This is a genomic window from Modestobacter italicus (genome assembly GCF_000306785.1).
Classification (GTDB): Bacteria; Actinomycetota; Actinomycetes; order Mycobacteriales; family Geodermatophilaceae; genus Modestobacter; species Modestobacter italicus.
This window is the reverse complement of record NC_017955.1, coordinates 2,546,447-2,563,381: the sequence shown is the minus strand read 5'-3', so window position 1 is coordinate 2,563,381 and position 16,935 is coordinate 2,546,447. Positions and strand designations below refer to the sequence as shown.

The window sequence follows — 16,935 nt, the reverse complement described above, 5'->3', positions numbered from 1 at the left end:
TCAGGTTAGGCGGCGCGGGCGACGGGCCGGTGGGCAGCGCACGGGCGACCGGCCCCTGCCGCGTGAGCAGCAGGGGCCGGTCGTCGGTGCTGCTCGTTACAGGTACTGGCCGGTGTTGGTCGCGGTGTCGATGGCCCGGCCGCTCTCCGGGCCCTTGCCGCTGATGAGCGTGCGGATGTAGACGATCCGCTCGCCCTTCTTGCCCGAGATCCGCGCCCAGTCGTCGGGGTTGGTCGTGTTGGGCAGGTCCTCGTTCTCCTTGAACTCGTCCACGCACGCCGCCATCAGGTGCCCGACCCGCAGGCCCCCGACGCCGGTCTCCAGCCGGTCCTTGATCGCCATCTTCTTGGCCCGGTCGACGATGTTCTGCAGCATCGCGCCGGAGTTGAAGTCCTTGAAGTACAGGACCTCCTTGTCACCGTTGGCGTAGGTGACCTCCAGGAAGCGGTTCTCCTCGGTCTCGGTGTACATCCGCTCGACGGTGCTCTGGATCATCCCGGCGATCGTCGCCTCGCGGCTGCCGCCGTGCTCGGCCAGGTCGTCGGTGTGGATCGGCAGCGTCGTCGTCAGGTACTTGCTGAAGATGTCCCGGGCGGCCTCGGCGTCGGGCCGCTCGATCTTGATCTTCACGTCGAGCCGGCCGGGCCGCAGGATGGCCGGGTCGATCATGTCCTCCCGGTTGGAGGCGCCGATGACGATGACGTTCTCCAGCCCCTCCACGCCGTCGATCTCGCTGAGCAGCTGCGGGACGATCGTGCTCTCCACGTCGGAGGACACCCCGGACCCGCGGGTCCGGAAGATGGAGTCCATCTCGTCGAAGAACACGATGACCGGTGTGCCCTCGCTGGCCTTCTCCCGGGCCCGCTGGAACACCAGGCGGATGTGCCGCTCGGTCTCACCGACGTACTTGTTGAGCAGCTCCGGGCCCTTGATGTTGAGGAAGAACGACTTCCCCTGGCTCCGGTCGTCGTCGCCGTTCATCTCGGCGACCTTCTTGGCCAGCGAGTTGGCCACCGCCTTGGCGATCAGCGTCTTGCCGCACCCGGGCGGCCCGTAGAGCAGGATGCCCTTCGGCGGCCGCAGCTCGTACTCGCGGAACAGGTCGGCGTGCAGGAACGGCAGCTCCACCGCGTCGCGGATCTGCTCGATCTGCCGGGACAGCCCACCGATGTCGGTGTAGTCGATGTCGGGGACCTCCTCGAGGATGAGCTCCTCGACCTCGCTCTTGGGGATCCGCTCGTAGACGTAGCCCGAGCGGGACTCCAGCAGCAGCGAGTCACCGCTGCGCAGCGGCTGCCCCTCCAGGGAGTCGGCGAGGTAGACCACCCGCTCCTCGTCGGTGTGCCCGATGACCAGCGCCCGCCGCGGGATGCCCGGCAGCGGCTCGAGCAGCTCCTTGAGCATGACCACGTCACCGGCCCGCTCGAAGCCCCGCGCGGCGACCACGTTCATCGCCTCGTTGAGCATGACCTCCTGCCCGTGCCGCAGCTCCTCGACCTCGATCGTCGGGGACACCGAGACCCGCAGCTTGCGGCCGCCGGTGAACACGTCGACGGAGCCGTCCTCGAACCGCTCCAGGAAGACGCCGTAGCCAGACGGCGGCTGGCCGAGCCGCTCGACCTCCTCCTTCAGCATGACCAGCTGCTCGCGCGCTTCGCGCAGCGTGCCGGCCAGCTTGTCGTTCCGCTCGGACAGGAAGGCCGCCCGGCCCTCCGCCTCGGCGAGCCGCTCCTCCAGCGCGCGCACCTGACGCGGGCTGTCGGACACCTTGCGTCGCAGCAGCCCGATCTCCTCCTCGAGGTAGGAGATCTGGCTGACCAGCGAGGCGACGTCACGCTCACGTCGCGCTCGGAACTCGTCGGGACCCACGGTCATCGCGCACCTCCGCACACCATCGGGGGCCAGGGAGCCAATCTATACACGCGGGCACCGACGACGCCGCACCCTGCGCGACGCCCGGGTCCGGTGGTCCCCGCCGTCATCCCCCCGACATCCGGCGGCCGCCGCGCGAGGGGTCAGACCAGCTTCTTGCGGCGCTGCCGCATCGGCGCGACGGTCCCCTCGGCCAGCCGGCGGGCGGTGACCAGGAAGGCGGTGTGGGCGACCATCCGGTGCTCGGGCCGGACGGCGAGGCCCTCGGCGTGCCAGGGGCGCAGCAGCGTCTCCCAGGCGTAGGGCTCGGTCCACACGCCCTGCGCGCGGAGCGCCTCCACGTAGGCCGACAGCTGGGTGGTCGTGGCCACGTAGCCGATCAGGACCCCGCCGGGCCGCAGCGCCGCGGCGACGGTCGGCAGCACCGCCCACGGCTCGAGCATGTCCAGGACGACGCGGTCGACGGTCTCGCCGGCCGGGTGCTGGTCGAGGTCGCCCAGCCGCAGCGACCAGTTGGTCGGCACCTCGCCGAAGAACGCGCCCACGTTGCCCCGCGCGACGTCGGCGAAGTCCTCGCGCCGCTCGTAGCTGGTCAGCGTGCCGTGCTCCCCCACCGCGCGCAGCAGCGAGCAGCTCAGCGCCCCGGACCCGGCGCCGGCCTCCAGCACCCGCATGCCGGGGCCGATGTCGCCGAAGCCGACGATCTGGGCGGCGTCCTTGGGGTAGATGACCTGCGCCCCGCGGGGCATGGAGAGCACGAAGTCGGCCAGCAGCGGGCGCAGCGCCAGGTACCCGGTGTTCGCGGTCGAGTGGACGACGGAGCCCTCCGGCGCGCCGATCAGCTCGTCGTGGCTGATCGCGCCGCGGTGGGTGTGGAACTCCTTGCCGGGGGTCAGTACGACGGTGTGGTGCCGGCCCTTGGGGTCGGTCAGCTGCACCCGGTCGCCCACCCGGAAGGCCCCCTCGACCGGCTCGGCGGCCTCCGCCCCCGCCGCTGCCGGGGCCGGCTCACCGGCGACCACGACCGGCTCGAGCGGGACGTCGGCGAGCACCTCGCCCGGGGTCGGGGTCGGGTCGGCCGGGTGCTGCTGCTTCCACTCCACGGAGGACGAGGGTACGGACGGCGATCCGCGGCGGCCCCGGCGCGCACACCCGGAACTGTCGGGGGCGCCACCTAACCTCGGGTCCATGACGGCGACGCTGACCACCGAGCAGACCGTGGACCCCTCCCCGGAGCGGACGACGGCGGCCGACACGGCCCCGCGCCGCCCGTCCCTCTCCCCCTCCCGGGCCGCCGACTTCAAGTCCTGCCCGCTGCTGTACCGGTTCCGCACCATCGACCGGCTGCCGGAGAAGAAGTCGAGGGCCGCGGTCCGCGGGACGCTGGTGCACGCCGTGCTGGAGCGGCTCTACGACCTCCCCCCGGCGGAGCGCACCGTCGAGGCGGCCCGGACGCTGGTCGCGCCGGCCTGGTCGGAGCTGCGCGCCGAGCCGGGCATCGCCGAGCTCTTCGAGCCGGCCGCAGGCGCCGACCCCGCGGAGGGCGCCGAGGTCGCCGCCGACGGCGGGCTGGAGGCGTGGCTGGAGTCGGCCGGGCAGCTGGTGGAGACCTACTTCCGGCTGGAGGACCCGACCCGCATCCAGCCGCACGGCCGGGAGGAGCTGGTCGAGGTGACCCTGCCCGACGGGCTGCTGCTGCGCGGTTTCGTCGACCGGCTGGACGTCGCGCCCACCGGTGCCCTGCGGGTGGTGGACTACAAGACCGGTGCGGTGCCGCGGGAGGCGTTCGAGGCCAAGGCGCTGTTCCAGATGAAGTTCTACGCGCTGGTGCTGTGGCGCACCCGCGGCGTGGTCGCCGCGCAGCTGAAGCTGCTCTACCTCAAGGACGGCGACGCGCTGACCTACGCCCCCGACGAGGCAGAGCTGCTGCGCTTCGAGCGGACCCTGCAAGCGATCTGGGCGGCCATCGAGCGGGCCGTGGCCACCGGTGACTTCCGCGCGAACAAGAGCCGGCTGTGCAGCTGGTGCGACCACCAGGCGCTGTGCCCGGCGTTCGGCGGCACCCCACCGCCGTTCCCGGCCGACGCGGCCGCGGCCGCCGGCTGGCGCACCACCCTCCCGGTCACCCCCGTCTGAGCCGGCCGGCCGTGCTGCGGGCGTCGACCTCGGCGTACCCGGTGGCCGGGGGTGCGGGCTCGCCGTCCCGCAGCCGGCCGGCGACTCCGACGGCGGCGTCCAGCGCGGCCCGGAACAGCAGCGAGCCGGTGCTCACCCGGCGGACGCCCAGCTCCGCCAGCCGGGGCAGCATGGCGTGCGGCGTCGCCAGGACGTTCACCGGCACCGGCAGCGCACGGGTCAGCGCCTCGATGTCGGGCTCGGTGAGGGCGCCGGGCACGAACACCCCGTCGGCGCCCGCCGCCACGTAGCGCTCGGCGCGGGCGAGGGTGCCGGCCAGGGTCGCGTCCCGGCCCAGCCACCAGGTGTCCACCCGGGCGTTGAGGAAGACCGACGGGCAGGTCTCCTTCACCGCGGTCACCCGGTCGGCGTGCCGGCGCGGGTCGACCAGCCGCCCGCCGGTGCTGTCCTCCAGGTTCACCCCGGCGACCGGCAGGCCGGCCACGAGCGCGGCCACCTCGGCCGGGTCGTCGGAGAAGCCGTCCTCCAGGTCGGCGGTCACCGGCACCGGCAGCTCCGCCAGCCGGGTGACCAGGTCCACGGTGTGCCGGCGGACCGCACGGCTGGCGTCCGGGTGACCGGCGGCCGCCGCGATGCCCAGGCTCGTCGTCCCGATCGCGGGGTGCCCGTCGGCCACCAGGGCCAGCGCGGACGCGACGTCCCAGGCGTTGGGCAGCAGCAGCGGCTGCGGACCCCGGTGCAGCGCGGCGAAGGTGGCCCGCCGGGCCGCCAGGTCGGCCGACACCGGGGCTGCACCGCCGCCCCCCCGGCGGCCTAACATCTCAGCGATCGCCCTTACGGGGGCAGGCAAAAAAACCGGCGCAGAAGGGTGCCCCGGTCCAGGTCGACCTCGACGGTGCTCCCCGCCGAATAGACCCCGGCGGGTGGTCGGGACCGGGGGCCCGCCGGTACCCGCCCGGAGCAGGGCGCGCAGGGCCCGGAGCGCGGCGTGCGCCTGGACCAGCACGCAGACCCGCGCCGCGGCCGCTTCCGTGCGGCCTCCGCACCGGGCGACCAGCCGGTCGGCGGCCGCGTCCGCCGCGGCCGACTGCGGCGCGTGCGGCTGGTAGGCCGCGGCCACCAGCTCGACGTCGGGCAGGCAGCCCGGCGGCAGCCCCAGCGCCTGGAGCAGCGCGGTCGTCGGATCCGCTCCCGGGTCCGGGGCCGCGTCGACGCCGGCCAGCAGGCGGTCGACGAGCGCCCGGCGGCGGGCGTGCACCTCCCCGTCGCTGAACCGGGGCACCGCCGCCCGCAACCAACCCAGCCCGCCGGTCGCGGTCGGCGCGGCGGGGACCCGGTAGCCCGGGTCCAGGAGGACGGAGGACGGCAGCAGGCGCATGCCCCCAGGGTGGTGCCGCGGGTGTTCGGCCGGGACCGAACCGTGCTCCAGGATGGGCAGGTGCCGCTGTCCGCCGAGTCCATCGCCCGGTTCGCCGCCGTGCTCGCCGACCGCAGCCGGGTCGCCATGTGCCTGGTGCTCATGGACGGCCGGGCCTGGACCGCGGCCGAGCTGGCCCGCAGCGCCGGGATCGCCCGCTCGACCGCCAGCGAGCACCTGACCGCCCTGGTGCGGGCCGGGCTGCTGGTCGAGCGCCGGCAGGGCCGGTCGCGCTACCTGCAGCTGGCCGGCCCGGACGTCGCCGCGGTGCTCGAGGGGCTCGGCGCCGCGGTGGGTCAGCGGGTCCCGCCCACCTCGCTGCGCAGCGCCCGGGCGGACGCCCGGCTGACCGAGGCCCGGACCTGCTACGACCACCTGGCCGGCCGGTGGGGCGTCGCGCTGTACGACGCGCTGCTCGCCGGCGGGCTGCTCAGCGCGGACGGCGGCCTGGTCGTCACACCCGAAGGACGGCGGTGGTTCGCCGGGCACGTCCCGCCGGGCGGTCGCCGTCCGGAGGTCCGGGAGTGCCTGGACTGGACCGAGCGGCGCAGCCACCTGGGCGGGCGGCTGGGTGCGGCCCTGCGGGACCGGGCGCTGGCCGCCGGCTGGGTCGTCCCCGTCGAGGGCCTGCCCCGAGCCCTGCTGGTGACCGAGGCCGGGCACCTCGCGCTCGCCGAGCTGCAGGCCGCAGCCCCCGCGCCGCTGCGCTGAGCGGCGGGCTCAGGCGGGCAGCTCGACCGCCCCGCCACCGGCCAGCAGGTCCACGAGGTCGGTGACGGTCAGCCCGACGAGGGAGTCCCGGAGCACCAGACCGGGCCGTCGGTCCAGTGACTGCAACGACGGCACCCCGAGGACGACGACGCCCGCGGCCAGCCCGGCGGTGACCCCGACCACCGAGTCCTCCACCACGAGACTCGACCCGGGGTCGACCCCCAGGGCGGCCATCGCCTGCCGGTAGGGCGCCGGGTCGGGCTTGCGGGCCGGTACCTCGTCGCCGCAGACGGTGACGTCGAACGGCGGCTCCCCGAGCTCGTCGGCGAACCGGTCCAGCACGATGGCCGCGATCCGCCGGGCCGTCGTCGTCACCAGGGCCGTGGCGATCCCGGCGTCCCGGACGGCGGTCAGCAGCTCCCGCGCGCCGGGACGCCACGGGACGCCGCGGCTGCTCATCAGCGCCGCCGTGCGGTCCTCCACCCACCGGGCGTCGTCGGCGTGCTGCTGTTCGGTGCGGGTGGTGCCCAGGTCGGCGTAGAGGATCTCCATGGCCACCTGCATCGACGTGCCGACCGTTCGGCTCCGGGCGCCCTCGGAGAGCACCCCGCCGAGCTGCCCGGCGAGCTCGCCGAGGGCCTCGCCCCACAGCTCCTCGGTCTCCACCAGGGTGCCGTCCATGTCGAACAGCACTGCCTCCAGTAGCTGTAACGACCTGTCCCGGCCCCCGTGCAGGGGCCCGCGGCGAGCGGAGCGAGGCGTGGGGGGCACGGGGGTCCTTCCGTTCATTCGTTCTCGGTGCGGTAGCCCAGGTTCGGGGAGAGCCACCGCTCCGCCTCGTCGACGGTCCAGCCCTTGCGGCGGGCGTAGTCCTCGACCTGGTCGCGGCCCAGCCGGCCGAGCACGAAGTACCGCGACCGCGGGTGGGAGAAGTACAGCCCGCTGACGGCCGCACCCGGCCACATCGCCATGCTCTCGGTCAGCTGGATCCCGGTCGCGGCCTCGACGTCGAGGAGCTCCCAGATCGTCTGCTTCTCGGTGTGCTCAGGGCAGGCCGGGTAGCCCGGGGCGGGCCGGATGCCGGTGTACTTCTCCGCGATGAGCCCGTCGGCGTCCAGGTGCTCGTCGGGGGCGTAGCCCCAGAACTCCCTGCGCACCCGCTCGTGCAGCCGCTCGGCGAACGCCTCCGCGAGCCGGTCGGCCAGCGACTCCAGCAGGATCGCGTTGTAGTCGTCGTGGTCGGCCTTGAACTGCGCGACCCGCTCCGCCGAGCCCAGCCCGGCGGTGACGGCGAAGGCGCCCACGTGGTCCCGCAGCCCGGTGGAGCTCGGTGCCACGAAGTCGGCGAGGGACTTGCGCGGCGAGCCGTCGCGGCCGGCGGTCTGCTGCCGCAGCTGGTGCAGCGTGGCCCGGACCTCGGTCCGCGAGTCGTCGGTGTAGACCTCGATGTCCTCGCCGTCGACCTGGTTGGCCGGGAACAGCCCGAACACCCCGCTGGCCCGCAGCCACCGCTCCTCGACCACCCGGTCGAGCATCGCCTGCGCGTCCTCGAACAGCCGGCGGGCGGCCTCACCGCTGGCCGGGTTGTGCAGGATGTCGGGGAACCGGCCGCGCATCTCCCAGGCGGAGAAGAACGGCTGCCAGTCGATGTAGCCGCGCAGCTCGTCCAGCGGGTAGTCGGTGAAGGTCCGCACGAACTGGGTCGCCGTGCCGTGCCGGTGGTCGCAGTCCGGTCCGCTGCACACGTCGTGGGCCTGCTGCAGCAGCATCCGCGGCCGCGGCGGGGCGTAGCTGCTCCAGTCGATCTCCGGGGCCTGGGCCCGGGCGGTGGCCAGCGGCAGCAGGCTGCGGGTGTCGTTCCGGGCGGCGTGCCGCTCGCGCAGCGTCTCGTACTCGGCCTCGGTGTCGGCGAGCAGCTTCGGGCGCTGCTCGTCGGACAGCAGCGCCGCGACGACCGGCACCGACCGTGAGGCGTCCTTCACCCAGACGACGGGCCCGTGGTACTTGTGCGCGATCTTGACCGCGGTGTGCGCGCGCGACGTCGTCGCCCCACCGACGAGCAGCGGCACCTCGAAGCCCTGCCGTTCCATCTCGGTGGCCAGGTTGACCATCTCGTCCAGGGACGGCGTGATCAGCCCGGACAGCCCGATGATGTCGGCGCCCTCCGCCTTGGCGGTGTCCAGGATCCTCTGCGCCGGGACCATGACCCCCAGGTCGACGACGTCGTAGTTGTTGCACTGCAGGACGACGCCGACGATGTTCTTGCCGATGTCGTGCACGTCGCCCTTGGCCGTCGCCATCACGACCTTGCCGTTGCTGCGCTCGGCGTCCCCGGGCTGCTTCTCCGCCTCGATGAACGGGATGAGGTGGGCGACGGCCTTCTTCATCACCCGGGCGGACTTGACCACCTGCGGCAGGAACATCTTGCCGGCGCCGAACAGGTCGCCGACCACGTTCATGCCGTCCATCAGCGGGCCCTCGATGACCTCGATCGGCCGGCCGCCGCGGTCGCTGATCTGCTGCCGCAGCTCCTCGGTGTCGTCCTCGACGAACGCGTCGATCCCCTTGACCAGGGCGTGGGTGATCCGCTCGTCGACCGGCAGGGACCGCCACTCCTCGGTGGCCGCCTCCTTGACCGACCCGTCGCCGGCGAAGTCGGCGGCGATCTCCAGCAGCCGCTCGGTGCTGTCCGGGCGGCGGTTGAGGACGACGTCCTCGATCCGGTCGCGCAGCAGCTCGGGGACCTCGCTGTAGACCTCGAGCTGCCCGGCGTTGACGATCGCCATGTCCAGCCCGGCCGCGATCGCGTGGTACAGGAAGACCGAGTGGATCGCCTCTCGCACCGGGTTGTTGCCGCGGAAGGAGAACGAGACGTTCGAGACGCCGCCGGAGACCAGGGCGCCGGGCAGGTTCTGCTTGATCCACCGGGTGGCCTCGATGAAGTCCAGGCCGTAGTTGGCGTGCTCCTCGATGCCGGTGGCGACGGCGAAGATGTTCGGGTCGAAGATGATCTCCTCGGCCGGGAAGCCCACCTGGTCGACGAGGAGGTCGTAGGCGCGCCGGCAGATCTGGGTGCGGCGCTGGAGGGTGTCGCCCTGCCCGTCCTCGTCGAAGGCCATCACGACGACCGCGGCGCCGTACTTGCGGCACAGCCGGGCGTGGGCGAGGAACTCCTCCTCGCCGTTCTTCAGCGAGATCGAGTTGACGATGGCCTTGCCCTGGACGTTCTTGAGGCCGGCCTCGATGACCTCCCACTTGGAGGAGTCGATCATCGTGGGCACCCGGCTGATGTCGGGCTCGGAGGCGATCAGCTTGGTGAAGCGGTCCATCGCCGCGACGCCGTCGATCATCCCCTCGTCCATGTTGACGTCGATGACCTGGGCGCCGGCCTCCACCTGCTGGCGGGCGACGGCGAGCGCGGCCGGGTAGTCGCCGGCCTTGATCAGGTTCCGGAAGCGGGCCGAGCCGGTGATGTTGGTGCGCTCACCGACGTTGACGAACAAGGAGTCCTCGTCGATGGTGACCGGCTCCAGCCCGGACAGCCGGAGCGCCGGGCGGACCTCCACCGGGGTGCGCGGCGCCCTGCCCTCGACGGCCCGGGCGATCGCGGCGATGTGCGCCGGGGTCGTGCCGCAGCAGCCGCCGACCAGGTTGACGAACCCGGCGCCGGCGAACTCCTCCAGGATGGCCGCGGTCTCCTCGGGCGCCTCGTCGTACTCGCCGAAGGCGTTGGGCAGCCCGGCGTTCGGGTAGCAGGACACGAACGTGTCGGCGACCCGGGAGATCTCCGCGATGTAGGGCCGCATCTCCTTGGCACCCAGCGCGCAGTTGAGCCCCACCAGCAGCGGCTGCGCGTGCCGCACCGAGTGCCAGAAGGCCTCGGTGACCTGGCCGGACAGCGTGCGGCCGGACGCGTCGGTGATGGTGCCGGAGATCATCACCGGCCAGCGGCGGCCGCGCTGCTCGAACAGCGTCTCCAGCGCGAAGACGGCGGCCTTGGCGTTGAGCGTGTCGAAGATGGTCTCGATCAGCAGCACGTCGGAGCCGCCGTCGACCAGCCCACCGGCCTGCTCGAGGTAGGCCGCGACCAGCTCGTCGTAGCTGACGTTGCGGGCGCCGGGGTCGTTGACGTCGGGCGAGATGGACGCCGTCCGGCTGGTCGGGCCGATCGCACCGACCACGTAGCGCGGCTTGTCCGGGGTGCGGGCGGTCATCGCGTCGCACTCGGCGCGGGCCAGCCGGGCCGAGGCCACGTTCAGCTCGTAGGCGAGGTCGGACATCCCGTAGTCGCTCAGCGAGATGCGGGTGGCGTTGAAGGTGTTGGTCTCGATCAGGTCCGCGCCGGCCTCGAGGTACTCGCGGTGGATGGCGGTGATGATCCCGGGCGCGGTGATGCTGAGCAGGTCGTTGTTGCCCTGGACGTCGGTGGGCCAGTCCGCGAAGCGCTCGCCGCGGTAGCCGGCCTCGTCGGGCCGGTCGCGCTGGATCGCGGTGCCCATCGCCCCGTCCAGCACCAGGATGCGCTGCGCCAGCTGCGCGGTGAGCGCGGCGGTGGCGTCCGGTCGGAGCTCGGCGGGGACGGGCGGGGAGAACTCGGGCACGGGAGGTCCTCGGGCGTCGGTCGGGCACGGTCACAGAGGCGTCCGGCGCCAGGGCCCTGGCAACTCCGACGGGCCGCTGCGCCTCGTCGTCCTCGAACAGCGCTCCCATGGTCCCACTTCCCGTCCAGCCCCCCAACCCGCCCGCCCGCAGCAGCAGCCGGGCGGCCGGATCGACGTAGGCTCGTCAGGTGATCGATCCCAAGTCCGTCGCAGACGACCTGCCCGAGCTGGACGACCCGGTGGTCGTGGTCGCATTCGAGGGGTGGAACGACGCCGGGGACGCCGCCACCGACGCGGTCGAGCACCTGGAGCTCATCTGGGACGCCGACCTGCTCGCGGCGCTGGACCCCGAGGACTACTACGACTTCCAGGTCAACCGCCCCACCGTCTCCCTGGTCGACGGCGTCACCCGGCGCATCGAGTGGCCGACCACCCGGATCTCGGTGACCAAGCCCCCCGGCAGCGACCGGCACGTCGTGCTGATCCGCGGCATCGAGCCGAACATGCGCTGGCGCAGCTTCTGCGACGAGCTCATCGAGCTGTGCCAGGACCTCGGCGTGACCACCGTCGTCGCCCTCGGCGCGCTGCTGGCCGACACGCCGCACACCCGGCCCACCCCGGTGAGCGGGTCGGCCTACGACGCCGAGTCCGCCGCCCAGTGGGGGGTGGAGACCTCGCGCTACGAGGGGCCGACCGGCATCCTCGGCGTCTTCGCCGACGCCTGCGTGCAGGCCGGCCTGCCCGCGGTGAGCTTCTGGGCCGCCGTCCCGCACTACGTCTCCCAGCCGCCGTCGCCGCGGGCCACCGTGGCGCTGCTGACCCGGGTCGAGGAGGTGCTGGAGGTGACCGTGCCGCTGGGCACGCTGCCCCAGCAGGCCGACGAGTGGGTCAAGACCGTCGACGAGATGGCCGGCGAGGACGACGAGGTCGTCGAGTACGTGCGCTCCCTGGAGGAGCGGGCCACCCAGAGCGACCTCTCCCAGGCCAACGGCGACCAGATCGCCAAGGAGTTCGAGCGGTACCTCCGCCGGCGGGGCTCCTCCCCCAGCTGAGGCGACCGGTGATCAGCTCGGGCTGGGCGGTGTCATCCGATCCGGATGGCACCGCCCAGCCCGTTCTCGTCCCCGGGGCGGGCAGCGCAGCTACGGCGTGACCAGCAGCGGGCGCATCCGGAGCGAGGCGGTGTCGTCGAACAGCCGGTCGTGCGTGGCCAGCGCGAACCGGTCGGTCATCCCGGTCACGTAGTCCACGACCTGGGTGACCGCGTCGGCCTCGGTGTCCCGATAGCTGGCGGGGATGAGCTCGGGGTGCGCGAGGTGGTGGTCGACCAGCCGGCGGATGACGTCGATGGCCACGTTCTTCTGCCCGGCCGCGGTGTCGGACTCGTAGACCCGGGCGAACATGAACGCCCGCAGCTCGGCCATCGCCTCCAGTGCGTCCGGGGCCATGACCACCGCGCCGCCGGTGTTGGCCGGCGACAGGGTGCCCGCGACCACCGCGTCGATCATCGACCCGACCATCGCGCTGCCCGGGTCGCCGAAGACGGTGCGGGTGCGGGCGGGCAGGTCCCCGACCCGCAGCACCCCGGCCCGGACGGCGTCCAGCGCGTCGTGGGAGAGGTAGCCGATCCGGTCGGCGTACCGCACGCACTCCCCCTCCCGGGTGGACGGCGGCGGGGTGATCTTCCAGCTGTGCGCCCGCACCCCGTCGCGGACCTCCCAGGTGAGGTTGAGGTCCTCCAGGACCTCGACGATGCGCACTCCCTGGGCGGCGTGGTGCCAGCCGCCCGCGACGTAGGGGTCCAGCGCCTCCTCGCCGATGTGGCCGAACGGCGAGTGGCCGACGTCGTGGGCCAGCGCGATCGCCTCGGCCAGCGTCTCGTTCAGCGACAGCGCGGTGGCCAGCGACCGGGCCACCTGGGTGACCTGCAGGGTGTGCGTGAGCCGGGTGACGAAGTGGTCGCCGTCGGGGTGCAGGAAGACCTGCGTCTTGTGCTTGAGCCGGCGGAACGCCTTCGCGTGCAGGATCCGGTCGCGGTCCCGCTCGTAGGCCGTGCGCAACTGGTCCTCCGGCTCCGGCCGGGCGCGACCGCGGGTCCGCGCCGAGCGGGCGGCGGCCAGCGCGAGCTGCTCCTCCGCGCGCTCCCGGGCCGCGCGGTCGGCCAGCCGGAAGGCGCCGCTCACGGCGCCAGCGCGATGCCCAGCAGCGAGTCCACGAGGTCGCGGACCACCGCCGGGGACTGCTCGTCCCAGTCGTCGGTCGCCTCGGCGGCGGGCGTGCCGCTGCCCGACCGGGCCTCGGCCAGGCTCGCCGCGGCCCAGGCGTCGACGACGGCGATCGCGCCCGGGGTGTCAAGGTCGTCGGCCAGCCGCTCGCGCACCGCGGCCAGCACCGGGCCGGCGGGCGCGCCGAGGGGCAGGGACACCGCGCGGCGCCAGGTGTCCAGCCGCTGCAGCGCGGTGTCGAGCAGGTCCGGCGTCCAGGCCCGGTCGGTGCGGTAGTGCCCGGACAGCAGCGCCAGCCGGATCCCCATCGGGTCGACGCCCTCGCCGCGGAGCCGGGAGACGAAGACCAGGTTGCCCCGGCTCTTGCTCATCTTCTCCCCGTCCAGCCCGATCATCGCGGCGTGCACGTAGGCCTGGGCGAAGGGCTTGGTGGCGGTGAGCGCCTCGGCGTGGACGGCGGAGTACTCGTGGTGCGGGAACACCAGGTCGCTGCCCCCGCCCTGGACGTCGAAGCCGGTGCCGATCGTGTCCAGCGCGATGGTGGCGCACTCGATGTGCCAGCCCGGCCGGCCGGCGACCCCGCGGGGGCCGGGCCAGCTGGGCTCGCCGTCGCGGGCGCCGCGCCACAGCAGCGGGTCGAGCCGGTTGCGCTTGCCCGGCCGGTCGGGGTCGCCGCCGCGCTCGGCGGACAGCCGCAGCATGGTCGCCTCGTCGTAGCCGGACTCGGCGCCGAACCCGGGTGCCTGGGCGACGTCGTGGTAGACGTCGCCGGTGCCGTCGTCGAGCGGGTAGGCCAGCCCGGCGTCCCAGAGCGACTCGACGTGCGCGACGATCCGCGGGATCGCCTCCACCGCGCCGACGTAGTCCTCCGGCGGCAGCACCCGCAGCGCCGTCATGTCCTCCCGGAACAGCGCGGTCTCGCGCATGCCGAGCACGATCCAGTCCTCGCCGTCGCGGTCGGCGCGCTCGAACAGCGGGTCGTCGACGTCGGTGACGTTCTGCACGTAGTGCACGGCGTGCCGGGCGTCCCGCCACACCCGGTTGACCAGGTCGAAGGCCAGGTAGGTGGCGGCGTGGCCGAGGTGGGTGGCGTCGTAGGGGGTGATGCCGCAGACGTACATCCGGGCCGTGCGGCCCGGGGTGGTCTCGACCACCTCACCGCGCGCGGTGTCGAACAACCGGAGAGCCGGGCCGGCACCGGGCAGGGTCGGGAGCAGCGGGGCGGGCCAGGAGAGCACGTCAAGGAGCGTAGTTCCGGACGCCGACAGCGGGCACGGGCACCCGATCGCGTCACCCCCCTCCCCTAGCGTGGGCCCGACCGTCGGAGGAGGGGACGCCCGTGGCACCCGAGGAGCACCTGCAGGTCCTGCGCGCGGCGAACGCCCGCTTCGCCGCGGCGGCCGGCGCCGCGCGCACCCGGCACGGCTGGCGGGCGCGGGTGCCCGGCTGCCCGGACTGGGACCTCGCCGACCTGGTGTGGCACCTGGCCGAGGTGCAGCACTTCTGGGGCTGGCTGGTCCGCACCCGGGCCCCCTCCCCGGCCGGGTACCCCGAGCCGGTGCGGCCGGCCGACGACGCGCTGCTGGCGTTCTCCGCCGACCACGCCCGGGCCCTGGAGGACGCGCTGGACGGGGCGGCGCCCACCGACCGGGTGTGGACCTGGGCGCCCCGGCAGGACGTCGCCTTCGCGCTGCGCCGGCAGGCCCAGGAGGCCACGGTGCACCGGGTCGACGCCGAGCAGGTGCTCGACGAGGTCACCCCCATCGGCGCCGACGTGGGGCTGGACGGGCTCGACGAGTGGCTGGAGGTCATGGTCCCCGGCGCCCTGCCCGACGGCCCGCCGGCCGGGGCCGAGCCGGTGGTCCTCCACGCCGTCGACGCCGACGCCGAGCGCCGGCTCTTCGCCGGATCGGGCGACCTCCCGGTGGCCACCCTCACCGGCCCGGCCGGCGACCTGCTGCTGGCCGTCTGGCGGCGCCTCCCGCTGACCGCCGTCACCGTCGACGGGGACGCCGACCGGGCGCAAGAGCTGCTGGCCGCCGTCTCCCTGGACTGAGCAGCCACCCCGGTTTTGCATGGTCATGCAGCGCCATGCATACTTCTTGTCGTGTCCAAGGTCCTCACCTCCCTGCCCGTCGGCGAACGCGTCGGGATCGCCTTCTCCGGTGGTCTCGACACCTCGGTGGCGGTCGCCTGGATGCGCGACCGGGGCGCGGTCCCCTGCACCTACACCGCCGACATCGGCCAGGCCGACGAGCCCGACATCGGCTCGGTGCCCGGCCGGGCCACCGCCTACGGCGCCGAGATCGCCCGGCTGGTCGACTGCCGGGCGGCCCTGGTCGAGGAGGGGCTGGCCGCGCTGACCTGCGGGGCGTTCCACATCCGCTCCGGCGGCCGCAGCTACTTCAACACCACCCCGCTGGGCCGGGCGGTCACCGGCACCCTGCTGGTCCGCGCGATGCTGGAGGACGGCGTCCAGATCTGGGGCGACGGCTCCACCTACAAGGGCAACGACATCGAGCGGTTCTACCGCTACGGCCTGCTGGCCAACCCGGCGCTGCGGATCTACAAGCCGTGGCTGGACGCCGACTTCGTCACCGAGCTGGGCGGCCGCACCGAGATGTCGGAGTGGCTGGTGGCCCACGGCCTGCCCTACCGGGACAGCGCGGAGAAGGCCTACTCGACCGACGCCAACATCTGGGGCGCCACCCACGAGGCCAAGGCCCTGGAGCACCTGGACGCCAGCGTGGAGATGGTGCAGCCGATCATGGGCGTCCGGTTCTGGGACCCCGAGGTCGAGGTGCTCACCGAGGACGTCACGGTCGGCTTCGAGTACGGGCGGCCGGTCACCCTCAACGGCAAGGAGTTCGACTCCCCCGTCGACCTGGTGCTGGAGGCCAACGCCATCGGCGGCCGGCACGGGCTGGGCATGTCCGACCAGATCGAGAACCGGATCATCGAGGCCAAGAGCCGCGGCATCTACGAGGCGCCCGGGATGGCGCTGCTGCACGCCGCCTACGAACGGCTGGTCAACGCCATCCACAACGAGGACACCCTGGCCAGCTACCACACCGAGGGCCGGCGGCTGGGCCGGCTGATGTACGAGGGCCGCTGGCTGGACCCGCAGGCGATGATGCTGCGCGAGTCGCTGCAGCGCTGGGTCGGCATGGCGGTGACCGGCGAGGTGACGCTGCGGCTGCGGCGCGGCGAGGACTACTCGGTCCTCGACACCACCGGCCCGGCGTTCAGCTACCACCCGGACAAGCTGTCGATGGAGCGGACCCTGGACTCCGCCTTCGGGCCGCTGGACCGGATCGGCCAGCTGACCATGCGCAACCTGGACATCGCCGACTCCCGCGCCAAGCTCGAGCAGTACGCCCGGATGGGCATGGTCGGCGGCTCCGTCCCGGCGTCGATCGGCGCGGCGCAGGCCGCGGCCACCGGGCTGATCGACGCCACCCAGGAGGGCGGCGCCGAGGCGATCGCCTCCCGGGGCGGCATCTCCGCCCACGACGAGCTGCTCGACCGCGCGGCCATGGAGTCCGGCACCGACTAGGGCCAGGTGGTGGCGTGCCGGTCGAACTCCGCACCGGTCTGCACGCCGACGACGCAGAACACCAGCCCGGCCGGGTCCGTCATCTGCCAGAACCGGCCCATGTCGGCCAGCCGGCGGGCGCCGAGCTCCTCCAGCCGGGCCACCTCGGCCGCGAGGTCGTCGGTCTCGATGTCGACGTGCCACCGCGGCGGCGTGCCGGCACCGGTGCGCTGCACCTCCAGGTGGAACCCGTCGGCGAAGCTGCCCAGCGAGCTCCAGGCCTGATCGGCGGCGTCGGCCGCGACGGGGTGCCCGGTGGCCGCCGACCAGAACCCGCGACCGGCGTCATGGTGCTCCGGCGGCAGGTCGAGCAGCAGGATCGCCAACCGGCTCCTATGCGTCATCCCCGGAACCCTGTCAGCGAGCCTCAGGCACCAG

At 73.6% G+C, this 16,935-nt stretch carries 13 protein-coding genes; 5 read left to right on the top strand and 8 right to left on the bottom strand.

Annotated elements, in window-relative coordinates; all coding sequences use genetic code 11:
* Positions 1 to 96: 96 nt before the first annotated feature.
* Both arc and MODMU_RS12475 read right to left on the bottom strand, forming a co-directional pair.
* On the bottom strand, positions 97 to 1,875 hold the full coding sequence (gene arc / locus MODMU_RS12480) for a proteasome ATPase (protein ID WP_014740619.1): 1,779 nt from the start codon (positions 1,873 to 1,875) through the stop codon (positions 97 to 99).
* A gap of 140 nt (positions 1,876 to 2,015) precedes the next feature.
* Positions 2,016 to 2,975 carry a tRNA (adenine-N1)-methyltransferase gene (locus tag MODMU_RS12475; RefSeq protein ID WP_014740618.1) on the bottom strand — a complete coding sequence of 320 codons (960 nt, stop codon included), beginning with the start codon at positions 2,973 to 2,975 and terminating at the stop codon, positions 2,016 to 2,018.
* A gap of 85 nt (positions 2,976 to 3,060) precedes the next feature.
* Between MODMU_RS12475 and MODMU_RS12470 the strand changes: the two genes are divergently transcribed.
* Positions 3,061 to 4,008 carry a RecB family exonuclease gene (locus tag MODMU_RS12470; RefSeq protein ID WP_014740617.1) on the top strand — a complete coding sequence of 316 codons (948 nt, stop codon included), beginning with the start codon at positions 3,061 to 3,063 and terminating at the stop codon, positions 4,006 to 4,008.
* On the opposite strand, the gene MODMU_RS29480 is transcribed toward MODMU_RS12470, so the two are convergent.
* Positions 3,995 to 5,386: an isocitrate lyase/PEP mutase family protein gene (locus tag MODMU_RS29480; protein ID WP_014740616.1), complete on the bottom strand. Its 1,392-nt coding sequence runs from the start codon at positions 5,384 to 5,386 to the stop codon at positions 3,995 to 3,997. The genes MODMU_RS12470 and MODMU_RS29480 overlap by 14 nt on opposite strands.
* Before the next feature lie 60 nt (positions 5,387 to 5,446).
* On the opposite strand from MODMU_RS29480, the gene MODMU_RS12460 reads away from it, so the two are divergent.
* Entirely contained in the window at positions 5,447 to 6,136 is a 690-nt protein-coding gene (locus tag MODMU_RS12460) for an ArsR/SmtB family transcription factor (RefSeq protein WP_014740615.1), read from the top strand.
* 9 nt (positions 6,137 to 6,145) lie between these two features.
* Here the strand turns inward: MODMU_RS12460 and MODMU_RS12455 are convergent, their stop codons facing one another.
* Together MODMU_RS12455 and metH are read right to left on the bottom strand one after the other, a co-directional pair.
* Positions 6,146 to 6,829, bottom strand: a complete 684-nt coding sequence (locus MODMU_RS12455) for an HAD family hydrolase (protein WP_014740614.1) — start codon at positions 6,827 to 6,829, stop codon at positions 6,146 to 6,148.
* Positions 6,830 to 6,921: 92 nt separating this feature from the next.
* Positions 6,922 to 10,737, bottom strand: a complete 3,816-nt coding sequence (gene metH, locus MODMU_RS12450) for a methionine synthase (protein WP_014740613.1) — start codon at positions 10,735 to 10,737, stop codon at positions 6,922 to 6,924.
* A 188-nt stretch (positions 10,738 to 10,925) separates the two neighbouring features.
* On the opposite strand from metH, the gene MODMU_RS12445 reads away from it, so the two are divergent.
* Complete coding sequence (locus tag MODMU_RS12445; protein ID WP_014740612.1) at positions 10,926 to 11,789, top strand: PAC2 family protein; 864 nt, start codon at positions 10,926 to 10,928, stop codon at positions 11,787 to 11,789.
* A gap of 90 nt (positions 11,790 to 11,879) precedes the next feature.
* Here MODMU_RS12445 and MODMU_RS12440 read toward each other — a convergent pair whose 3' ends face one another.
* Both MODMU_RS12440 and mshC read right to left on the bottom strand, forming a co-directional pair.
* The gene (locus MODMU_RS12440; RefSeq protein WP_014740611.1) at positions 11,880 to 12,920 is read right to left on the bottom strand and encodes an HD domain-containing protein; all 1,041 of its coding nucleotides are present in this window, start codon (positions 12,918 to 12,920) and stop codon (positions 11,880 to 11,882) included.
* On the bottom strand, positions 12,917 to 14,200 hold the full coding sequence (gene mshC / locus MODMU_RS12435; protein WP_014740610.1) for a cysteine--1-D-myo-inosityl 2-amino-2-deoxy-alpha-D-glucopyranoside ligase: 1,284 nt from the start codon (positions 14,198 to 14,200) through the stop codon (positions 12,917 to 12,919). The genes MODMU_RS12440 and mshC overlap by 4 nt, the downstream gene beginning before the upstream one ends.
* A gap of 101 nt (positions 14,201 to 14,301) precedes the next feature.
* Between mshC and MODMU_RS12430 the strand changes: the two genes are divergently transcribed.
* Positions 14,302 to 15,018, top strand: coding sequence for a maleylpyruvate isomerase N-terminal domain-containing protein (locus MODMU_RS12430; protein WP_014740609.1), 717 nt, complete (start codon positions 14,302 to 14,304; stop codon positions 15,016 to 15,018).
* 51 nt (positions 15,019 to 15,069) lie between these two features.
* Positions 15,070 to 16,518, top strand: coding sequence for an argininosuccinate synthase (gene argG / locus MODMU_RS12425; RefSeq protein WP_014740608.1), 1,449 nt, complete (start codon positions 15,070 to 15,072; stop codon positions 16,516 to 16,518).
* On the opposite strand, the gene MODMU_RS12420 is transcribed toward argG, so the two are convergent.
* On the bottom strand, positions 16,515 to 16,883 hold the full coding sequence (locus tag MODMU_RS12420) for a VOC family protein (RefSeq protein ID WP_014740607.1): 369 nt from the start codon (positions 16,881 to 16,883) through the stop codon (positions 16,515 to 16,517). The genes argG and MODMU_RS12420 overlap by 4 nt on opposite strands.
* Between the last annotated feature and the right edge of the window lie 52 nt (positions 16,884 to 16,935).

Coding starts and splice junctions, on each gene's coding strand:
- MODMU_RS12470 (WP_014740617.1), top strand. CDS start 3,061: ATGACGGCGACGCTGACCACCGAGCAGACCGTGGACCCCTCCCCGGAG.
- arc (WP_014740619.1), bottom strand. CDS start 1,875: ATGACCGTGGGTCCCGACGAGTTCCGAGCGCGACGTGAGCGTGACGTC.
- MODMU_RS29480 (WP_014740616.1), bottom strand. CDS start 5,386: ATGCGCCTGCTGCCGTCCTCCGTCCTCCTGGACCCGGGCTACCGGGTC.